The sequence below is a fragment of the Dactylosporangium sp. NPDC049140 genome, from assembly GCF_040648435.1.
The window spans coordinates 269,417-278,245 of the sequence record NZ_JBEZDS010000001.1; the positions used below are offsets into that span (position 1 = coordinate 269,417).

General features: G+C 73.0%; 9 protein-coding genes. 4 read left to right on the forward strand and 5 right to left on the reverse strand.

The genetic code is table 11. The features are described from left to right. Window positions 1–20: 20 nt before the first annotated feature. Window positions 21–731: a methyltransferase domain-containing protein gene (locus AB0B76_RS01200; RefSeq protein ID WP_360367357.1), complete on the reverse strand. Its 711-nt coding sequence runs from the start codon at window positions 729–731 to the stop codon at window positions 21–23. Between the two features lie 45 nt (window positions 732–776). On the opposite strand from AB0B76_RS01200, the gene AB0B76_RS01205 reads away from it, so the two are divergent. The 3 genes from AB0B76_RS01205 to radA all read left to right on the forward strand — a co-directional run bounded on the left by AB0B76_RS01205 (window position 777) and on the right by radA (window position 3,874). Further along, window positions 777–1,598, forward strand: a complete 822-nt coding sequence (locus AB0B76_RS01205) for a UbiA family prenyltransferase (protein WP_360367360.1) — start codon at window positions 777–779, stop codon at window positions 1,596–1,598. Between the two features lie 86 nt (window positions 1,599–1,684). Continuing rightward, the gene (locus tag AB0B76_RS01210; RefSeq protein WP_360367363.1) at window positions 1,685–2,428 is read left to right on the forward strand and encodes a hypothetical protein; all 744 of its coding nucleotides are present in this window, start codon (window positions 1,685–1,687) and stop codon (window positions 2,426–2,428) included. A gap of 39 nt (window positions 2,429–2,467) precedes the next feature. Beyond that, complete coding sequence (radA, locus tag AB0B76_RS01215; protein ID WP_360367366.1) at window positions 2,468–3,874, forward strand: DNA repair protein RadA; 1,407 nt, start codon at window positions 2,468–2,470, stop codon at window positions 3,872–3,874. On the opposite strand, the gene AB0B76_RS01220 is transcribed toward radA, so the two are convergent. Both AB0B76_RS01220 and disA read right to left on the reverse strand, forming a co-directional pair. After that, on the reverse strand, window positions 3,871–4,560 hold the full coding sequence (locus AB0B76_RS01220) for a transposase (RefSeq protein ID WP_360367369.1): 690 nt from the start codon (window positions 4,558–4,560) through the stop codon (window positions 3,871–3,873). The genes radA and AB0B76_RS01220 overlap by 4 nt on opposite strands. Window positions 4,561–5,726: 1,166 nt before the next feature. Then, window positions 5,727–6,818 carry a DNA integrity scanning diadenylate cyclase DisA gene (gene disA / locus AB0B76_RS01225; RefSeq protein ID WP_360368664.1) on the reverse strand — a complete coding sequence of 364 codons (1,092 nt, stop codon included), beginning with the start codon at window positions 6,816–6,818 and terminating at the stop codon, window positions 5,727–5,729. A 226-nt stretch (window positions 6,819–7,044) separates the two neighbouring features. On the opposite strand from disA, the gene AB0B76_RS01230 reads away from it, so the two are divergent. Continuing rightward, window positions 7,045–7,569: a hypothetical protein gene (locus AB0B76_RS01230; protein WP_360367372.1), complete on the forward strand. Its 525-nt coding sequence runs from the start codon at window positions 7,045–7,047 to the stop codon at window positions 7,567–7,569. A gap of 10 nt (window positions 7,570–7,579) precedes the next feature. On the opposite strand, the gene AB0B76_RS01235 is transcribed toward AB0B76_RS01230, so the two are convergent. Continuing rightward, window positions 7,580–8,245 (reverse strand): hypothetical protein, encoded by a 666-nt coding sequence (locus tag AB0B76_RS01235; RefSeq protein WP_360367375.1) that lies wholly within the window; start codon window positions 8,243–8,245, stop codon window positions 7,580–7,582. A gap of 60 nt (window positions 8,246–8,305) precedes the next feature. Further along, window positions 8,306–8,815 carry a peptide deformylase gene (locus tag AB0B76_RS01240; protein WP_360368667.1) on the reverse strand — a complete coding sequence of 170 codons (510 nt, stop codon included), beginning with the start codon at window positions 8,813–8,815 and terminating at the stop codon, window positions 8,306–8,308. Window positions 8,816–8,829: the final 14 nt, after the last annotated feature.

An 8,829-nucleotide genomic window follows, 5' to 3' on the forward strand; every position in this document is an offset into this window, starting at 1 on the left:
CCCGGCTATGGCGGCACCTGTCACTGGCGCTCCTTCCTGCCGCGCCCCTGGTAGAGGATCGCGGTCGAGAACGTGGGCACGATCGGCACACCGCCACGGCGGGTGACCAGCCAGCGGGCCAACGCGGGCAGCGCCGGGCGTACGCCGCGCACGTCCAGCGGCACGCCGTGGCGCGCGCACTCGGCGCGGAGGCGGCGCGGGTCGACGAACAGGGCAGGGTCGTGGATGCCGCGCACCGCGGGCACGACCGCCTCGGCGAGGCGCACGGCCACGAGCCGCGACAGCGCCGTGTCGTTCAGGGTGTCGAGCACCAGCCAGCCGCCCGGACGCAGGATCCGGCACGCCTCGGCGACCGTGCCCGGCATGTCGGGCACGTGCTCGAGCAGCTCGCCGGCGCTGACGACGTCGACGCTGCCGTCGGCGAAGGGCAGGTGCGCGACGTCGGCGCGCACCGGGGCGACGCCGTGCGCGGCGGCCTGCTCCAGGCCGGAGAGGATGAGATCGACACCGACATGGGTGTACCCCTTGCCGGCGACGTGCGGCGCGAGCAGCCCGCCGCCACAGCCGAGATCCACCAGCACGGCCCCGGCGCGCTCGGCGGGCGGGATCAGCCGCGCCCGGGCCCCCGCGATCCAGTGCAGCATCGAGAACGGGCTGCCGGGACGCCACCATTCGCCGGCCAGGTCGTCGTACTGACCAGGGTCGTTGCGCGCGCGCCGCGGCGAGGGCATGAGACGAGCCTGACATGGGACCCCTCCAGCCGCCAGACTTGCCGGATGTCGGTTGCGATCTCCCTGCTGCGGGCGAGTCACCCGGAGCCCGCCGCAGGTGTGACGGCGGTGGCCGTGCTGTTGTCGATCGGGCTCGATCGGCCGGTTGGAGGGGTGGTGGCGGCCGGCGCGACGGTACTGACGAGTCAGCTCGCGATCGGATGGGTCAACGACGCCCTGGACGCCGGAAGGGATGCCGCGGCCGGGCGCTCGGACAAACCCGTGGCGGCCGGGAAGGTCTCGCGGCGGCTCGTGACCGTGCTCGGCGCCGTGGCGGCCGCGGTGTGCGTGCCGCTCGGGTTCCTCTCCGGCGTGCCGGCAGGCCTGGTGTCGGCACTGGCGCTCGCCTCGGCGCTGCTCTACGACTGGCCCCTGAAGGCGACGGTGGCCTCCGTCGTCCCCTACGCCGTGTCGTTCACCTGCCTGCCCGCCTTCGTGGTACTCGGCGCGGGCAAGACGCCGCCGCCGTGGCTGCTGGCCGCCGGCGGGCTGCTGGGCGCGGGCGCGCACTTCGTCAACACGCTGCCCGACCTCGACGCCGACGCGCGCACCGGAATTCGCGGCCTGCCGCAGCGCTTCGGGCGCCGCGGGTCGCTTGTCGCGGCCGCGGTGCTGCTGCTGGCGGCCACCGCCGCGCTGGCGTTCGGGCCGCCCGGACCGCCACCGGTGCTGTTCTGGCCGGCGCTGGGGGCCGCGATTCTCGCGTTGTCCTGGGGGTGGTACCGCATGAGCCGCGACACAACTTCACGCGCGCCTTTCCTCGCCGTCATCGCCGTGGCGCTTATCGATGTCGTATTTCTCCTGGTCAGCGGCCTGAATCTGGATTGAGTCACCACTGCCAGGGTGGGGCGTAATCGACCGATCAAGGGCATCTAGGCTGTACTGCGGCTGCCCCTTGACTTGGAGGACCCAAGGTGACGCGTTCGACTCAGGCCAAGCCGCTGGCTCGCCGCCGCACGGTGCTGGGCGCCGCGCTCATGGCAACGGCCGCGCTCGGCGTCGGCCTGCTCTCCGCCTGCGGATCGGGTCAGATCACCCAGACCGACAACCAGAAGGCCGCGGTGCCCGGCATCAACGCCGACAGCGCCGACGGCAAGATCGCTCTGCGCGACGGCGGGATCGCCTACGCCGACCAGTACAAGCCCGGCTCGACCGTCCCGCTCAACGTGCGGCTGTTCAACAACGCCGAGCAGAGCGTGAAGCTGACCGGGGCGACAAGCGACAACGGCAAGATCGTCCTCGTCGGCGGGGCCCAGCCCTCCGCGGCGGCCTCCTCCCCGTCGCCCACCCCGACCACCGCCTCGGCGACGCCGTCAGGCACCAAGAAGCCCTCCGGCTCCCCGTCGGCGGAGTTGCCCTCGCCTGCGGCGCCCTCGCCCACCTCGGCGGGCGCGTCGGCGATCGCGGTCTCGATCCCGGTCGACGGCGTGGCGGCGCTCAGCCGCGACAACGGCGGCACCACCTACCTGGCGATCGACAAGCTGACCGGCGAGCCGCTACTGCCCGGGGGCGCGCTGACGAACGTGGTCTTCACGTTCACCTACACCGACGGCCGCACCACGACGATCAAGCTGCCGAACCTGCCGATGACGCCGCCGGGCACGCCGCTGCCGAAGCCGAGCTCGGTCGTGAAGAACGAAGACGTCCCGGGCGAGTAGCCCCCGATTTTTGTCATACCCCTTCGCTAGTTTTGGGGCGTGACGAAGACCAGGGGCGCGATCTATCAGTGCGACGTCTGCGGGCACCGGCCACCCAAGTGGATCGGCCGATGCCCGGAGTGCGGTGAGTGGGGCGCCATCCTCGAGGTCGCGGGCGGCGCCGCCGGCACCGGCCCGGCCGCGCTGCGGGCCGTTCCGTCGCGGGCCCCGCTCGAGCCCGCCCGCCCGATCGCCGAGATCAGCGCGGCCCCGGCCAAGGCCCGCCCGACCGGCGTCGGCGAGTTCGACCGCGTCCTGGGCGGCGGCATCGTCCCTGGCGGCGTGGTGCTCCTGGCCGGCGAGCCCGGCGTCGGCAAGTCCACCCTCCTGCTCGACGTCGCCCAGCAGTGGGCCGTCCAGGGCGAGAGCCCGTCCCTGGTCATCAGCGGCGAGGAGTCCACGAGCCAGGTCCGGCTGCGGGCCGAGCGCATCAACGCCCTGCACGAGCGGCTCTACCTCGCCTCGGAGACCGACCTCTCCGCCGTCCTGGGCCACCTCGACGCGGTCAAGCCCGGCCTGCTCATCCTCGACTCCGTCCAGACCATCTCGGCCCCGGGCGTCGACGGCGTCGCGGGCGGCGTCACCCAGGTCCGCGCCGTCACCGCGGCCCTGGTGGCGATCGCCAAGGAGCGCGGCCTGGCCACGGTCCTGGTGGGCCACGTCACGAAAGACGGCAACGTCGCCGGCCCGCGCGTCCTGGAGCACCTGGTCGACGTGGTCCTCAACTTCGAGGGCGACAAGCACTCGTCCCTGCGCATGGTGCGCGGCCTGAAGAACCGCTTCGGCGCCGCGGACGAGGTCGGCTGCTTCGAGATGCACGAGGGCGGCATCACGAGCCTGCCCGACCCGAGCGGCCTCTTCCTCACCCGCTACGCGGACGCCGTGTCGGGCACGTGCGTCTGCGTGGCCATGGAGGGCCGGCGGGCCCTCGTCACCGAGGTCCAGACCCTGATCGGCGCCCAGATGCCGGGCTCGCCCCGCCGCACCGTCTCCGGCCTCGACTCGGCCCGCCTCGCCATGGTCCTGGCCGTCCTCCAGCGCCGCGCGGGCATCCAGTTGCACGACCGCGAGGTCTACGCGGCCACGGTCGGCGGGCTGCGCGTCACCGAGCCGGCGGCCGACCTCGCCCTCGCCCTCGCCGCGGCCTCGGCGGCGCACGAGCTGCCCATGCCGCCGGACCTGGTCGCGCTGGGCGAGGTGGGCCTGACGGGTGAGGTACGGCGGGTGGGCGCCGCGCCGCGCCGCCTCGCGGAGGCGGCCCGGCTGGGGTTCCGCTTCGCCCTGGTCCCGCCGGGCTGCGGCCCGGCCGCCACGGGCGTGACGCCCCCCGGGATGCGGGTCCTGGAGGTCAACGACGTGCGGACCGCACTGCACTACGCGGTCAAGGCGACGGCAGAGGAGGTCTAGTGCTGTGACCACAAACGTTCGCCGGTTTGTGGTTCCTCGCCCGCGGGTGCGGTCGAGCGACTCCCCGCCACGGTGGTGTGTGGTGGTGGGGCGGGCCTCAGCCGGCCAACTGATCCTCGCGCCGCTGCACCGGCCGTCACCGTGGTTGGTGGCGGCTGGTGTGGTCGGCGGGGGTCACGCCGGGACGGTCCGGCACCGGGCAGGTGCCGTCCCGCTCGACGGTGCGTGAGCACGCACGGCAGCACTACGGCTGCTGTGGTGGTGGTGCCGCCGCCCGCCCCGGCAGGGGTGCGGGTGGCGATGGTGGCGGCCGCGAACAGGTCGCGGTGCCCGGAGATGTTGCAGTGGTGGCAGGTCATGGTCCGGCCGACCGGTTTGCGGATCCGTTGCCGGCAGGCGGGGCAGGTGGAGGAGGTGCCGCGCTCGTCGACCAGGTGCAGGGTGATGCCGGCGAGTTCGGCCTTGTCCCGCAGGATCGCGATGGCCCGGCCGATCTGCCACTGCCGCAGCCGCAGGTTGTGCCACCGCCCGGCATCCAGGTCGAGCACACCGCGGGGGTCGCCGACGGTCAACGTCCCGACCCGCTGCTGCACCGCCCAGCCGATGACCGTCTTCGCCGCTTCGTGCTGCGCCTGGCGGACACGGCGGCGGTGCCGGGCCTCGACCAGCCGGGCCCGGCGGCGCATCTTGCGCCACCGCCGCGCCCCCGCTGCCCAGGTGTCGGGGCGTGGCCGGCGGTGGCCCGGCGGCGGGCCTTCGTGTCGGCCAGATGCATCCGGTGCTCGGCCCGGACCGCCCGCCCAGACACCAGCAACCCGTGCCCGTCCGGACCGGCCACCGCATACGGGTGAATGACCCCCAGGTCCACGCCGGCGACCCGGCCCGGGTCAGGCGCAGCGCCGTCAGGGTAGACGGTGACCGGGATCTCGGCGGTGACCTCCAGCCACAACCGGCCACCGTCGGCGAGCAGTGTCACCGACCGGACCCGCTCGGCCGGATACGGCACGGTCCGATCCAGGTGCAGCCGCAACGGCGGGCGACCGGCCGCGGTTGGCAGCCGCAACTGCCGGCCGTCCAGGGCGAACGTGCCGTGATACCAGCGGACCGCCACCAAACCCCGGCGACGGCGGGGGAACTAACCGGGCCGTGGTGTCGCCAGCGCGGCGGCGTTACGCCGCGGCGAACCAGGCATCGGAGAACCGGCGCAGCACCGACCGGGCACCGACACTGTCCAGGTCACCGAACGTGCCCGGACCCGCCGCGGCCAGTTCCCGGCACAACGCTTGATACGACACCAGCGGCGCGTCCCGCCGCTGCCGCCGCCATGCATTCACCTCGAGGAGGCACGCCCATACGTCACCGGCCGACCGCAACAACCCAAAACCGCGGCTCCGCTGTGCTCGCGTGAGGCGCAGACCGACCCGGGCGGTGCGATACACCACCGCTGGCGCGGCCGAATCCCGACGACGAGGCACCTCAACGTTTTAGCACACACGTACGGCAGAATCTGACCCGGCCAACCCGGCCAACGTATGTGGTCACAGCACTAGCCGCACCGCGGTGGAACTTTGAATGCGCCGGGACCTACGCGTGCGGGCCGCATGCCCGAGCGGATGTGCGCCTCCTCCGTCTCGCGGGAGACTGCGTCGCGGCTCGACGCGCGTGCGGCCCGGTGCCGGACGGGCGCCATGCCGGCGGGCCTCGCCATGCCGGGCGGCGGTGGGCGCTCGACCAAGCGGCCGGCTCACCCGCGGCCGGGTCATCGCGGACGAGCATGCCGCGGAGCCGGCATGCCGTCCTGATCGACGGACTGACAACCCAGACGTCCGGAACCGCTGCACCGGACGAGCGGTCAGACGTATCGCTCCAGGATCGAGGCCTCCGCCAGCCTCGACAGGCCCTCGCGCACCCCCCGGGCGCGCGCATCCCCCACGCCCTCCACCGCCTGCAGGTCCTCCACCGTCGCGCCCAGCAGGCGCTGCAGGCTGCCGAAGTGCTCCACCAACCGGTCCACCACCAGGCTCGGAAGCCGCGGAACCTTCGCCAGCAGGCGGAAGCCGCGCGGCGAAACGGCGGCGTCCAAGGCGTCGGACGCCCCCGGGTAGCCCAGCGACTTCGCGACGCCCACGAGGTCGATCAGCTCCGTCGCGGTCAGCGCGTCCAGCTCATCGAGCGCGTCCTCCGACGAGCGGGAGCGGCGCCCGGTCGGGAGGTAGTCGCGGATGACCAGGGTACGGTCCGCCTCCACCCCGGCCATGAGCTCCTCGAGCTGCAGGGCGAGCAGGCGGCCGTCGGTGCCGAGCTCCACGACGTAGCCCGCGATCTCGTCCGCGATCCGTCGTACCATCTCCAGGCGCTGCACCACGGCCACCGCGTCGCGCACGGTGACCAGGTCCTCGATCTCCAGGGCCGAGAGCGTGCCCGAGACCTCGTCGAGGCGCAGCTTGTACCGCTCCAGCGTCGCCAACGCCTGGTTGGCCTTCGACAGGATGGCGGCCGAGTCGTCGATGACGTGGCGCTGGCCGTTGACGTACAGGCCGATGATGCGCATGGACTGGCTCACCGAGATCACCGGGTACCCGGCCTGCTTGGCGACCCGCTCGGCGGTGCGGTGGCGGGTGCCGGACTCCTCGGAGGGGATGGTCGGGTCGGGCATGAGGTGCACGGCGGCGCGGACGATCCTGGTGCCGTCGTTCGACAGGACGACGGCGCCGTCCATCTTGCACAGCTCGCGCAGGCGGGTGGCGGAGAACTCGACGTCCAGCGAGAAGCCGCCGGTGCAGATCTGCTCGACCACGCGGTCGTACCCGAGCACGATCAGTGCACCCGTCCGGCCCCGCAGGATGCGCTCCAGGCCGTCGCGCAGCGCGGTGCCCGGGGCCATCAGCGCCAGGGTCGCGCGCAGGGGGTCGGCGCCGGGCAGCGCGGCGGCCCAGCCCCCGATGAGGCCGGTGTTGGCGGCGCCCCTGCCGGGCTCGCGGTCAATCGGCACCCGCACAGTCTACGGATGGTCGGACACCAGGTGCTGGTGCGGTATCGACCCAGCCCGTAGAGTGGTCGGATGCCATCCGTCAATGGACGGAGGTGGATTTCACAGCGAGGGGTTTGTGGCCGGTCCGGAACGGATCGAGTGGCGACGGAGTTTTCCGTCCCGGTCTCTGGGAACCCTGGTGTGGTACGCCGTATCGGCGACGCTCGCGGTCCTGCTGATCCGCGCGCTCTTCGGCGACGAGCCCGAGACGCTGGACTCCGGCGGGCACAACCCGCTCGCCGATCTTCCGATGTGGACGGCCGGGCTGGCCGCGGTCGGGGCGGTACCGATCGCGCTGGCGGTCATCCGGCGGCCGCGGGTCGGGGCCAACCACTTCGCGCTCACCATGCGCCCGGGCTGGGTGCGCACGCTCGTGCTGCCCTGGTCGCGGGTCGGCGAGGTGGCGGCCGTCGAGGTGGGCGGCGAGCGGTTCCTGGCGGTACGCCTGCTGGAGGGTCTCGACCGCACGGGGACCAACCCGGCCTGGATCGACCAGAACGTGCTGCGCGAGCTGAACAAGATCAGCGATGGGCAGGGCCGGCGCGACGGGCGCGGCGTCGGCGTTGCCGTGCGCCTGCGTGACTTCAACGGCACGCCCGACGGTCAGCTGGCCGCCCTCGCCGCCTTCGCACCAGATCAGGTGCAGATAGCCAACCGGCTTTAACCGAGCCGGCCTAGGTGAGCTGCACCTGCACCGGCTCGCTGAGCTTGGTGCCGAGGCGCCCGACCAGCTCGTACTTCCCCGCCGGCGGCGTCTCCCGGTTGGCACAGCCGTTGTTCGTGGCCTTGCCGGTCCAGACGGTGTTGAACGAGACCTCGATGCCGGGCTTCAGCACCGTCATCTGGCTGCCGTGCGGCGCGTCGCACGCGTCCGAGGACCAGATCTTGCTGGCCGCGACCTGGAGGTACAACTCCTGGTAGTCCGCGCCGAGATCCCGCGCGCACTCGTGCCCCGCGACGTTCTTGATCTTGATGGTGAACTTCAGGTAGGCGCCCCGGAACTGCACCGCCTGCTCGGGCGCGGCCACCAGGGACAGGTCGGCGTCGGCGCACGGCGGCACCGTCGTGGCCGGCGGCGCGGCGGCCGACGACACGACCGGCGCATGCGCCGAGGACGCGGGCGGCTCGCCGGTCGTCGGCACCTGGATGGTCACCGTCGGTGCCGGGTCGCCGGATGCCGGGCCGGCCGAGGCCGCCGCCGGGGTGCGTTTCTGGTCGCCGGTGTCGCTGCCACCGCAGGACGCCCAGAGCATCAGGGACGCGACGACGAGCACCCCACCGACGATCGCTCGGCGCCGCCAGTAGATGCCGGCGGACAATGGGCCAACCGTCAGCTTCATGATGCACTCACCGTATCGGGGGAACCGTCCGTGGTCGGGACGGCACGCCGTGAGCAGCGCTCAGAGATAAACCTTGCGGGCGTACACCGCGTGCGCCCCCGCGACCCGGTCGAGAAACAGCAGCCCGGCGCAGTGGTCGATCTCGTGCTGCAGCGCCCGGGCCTCGAAGGCGTCCGTCTCCATCTGGATTTCTTCGGTACCCCCGGGCGCGTACCCGGCCACCACGAGCCGGTTGGCCCGCTTGACGTCGCCGGTGAGGTCCGGTACGGACATGCAGCCCTCGCGCCCCTTCTGCCACTGCGACGCCTCGACGACCCGGGCGTTGCACAGCACGAAGGCGCCGTGGACGGTGCGCGCCTTCGGGTGCCCGGTGACGTCGACCGCGAACACCTGCGCACCCACGCCGACCTGGGGCGCGGCCAGCCCGACACAGCCGGGCGAGACGCGCATGGTCGCCACGAGGTCCTCGGCGAGCTGGAGAATCTCGGGGGCGGTCGGGTCGACGGGCTCGGCGGCGGTGCCGAGAACTGAAGCGGGCGCACAGACAACGGGCAGTACGGTCCCGCTCACGCCGCCGCCTCCGC

What these genes read in the sequence shown, in the direction of transcription:
- AB0B76_RS01200 (WP_360367357.1), bottom strand. Translation starts at nt 731, where the DNA reads ATGCCCTCGCCGCGGCGCGCGCGCAACGACCCTGGTCAGTACGACGAC.
- AB0B76_RS01205 (WP_360367360.1), top strand. Translation starts at nt 777, where the DNA reads ATGTCGGTTGCGATCTCCCTGCTGCGGGCGAGTCACCCGGAGCCCGCC.
- AB0B76_RS01220 (WP_360367369.1), bottom strand. Translation starts at nt 4,560, where the DNA reads ATGCGCCGCCGGGCCCGGCTGGTCGAGGCCCGGCACCGCCGCCGTGTC.
- AB0B76_RS01235 (WP_360367375.1), bottom strand. Translation starts at nt 8,245, where the DNA reads ATGAAGCTGACGGTTGGCCCATTGTCCGCCGGCATCTACTGGCGGCGC.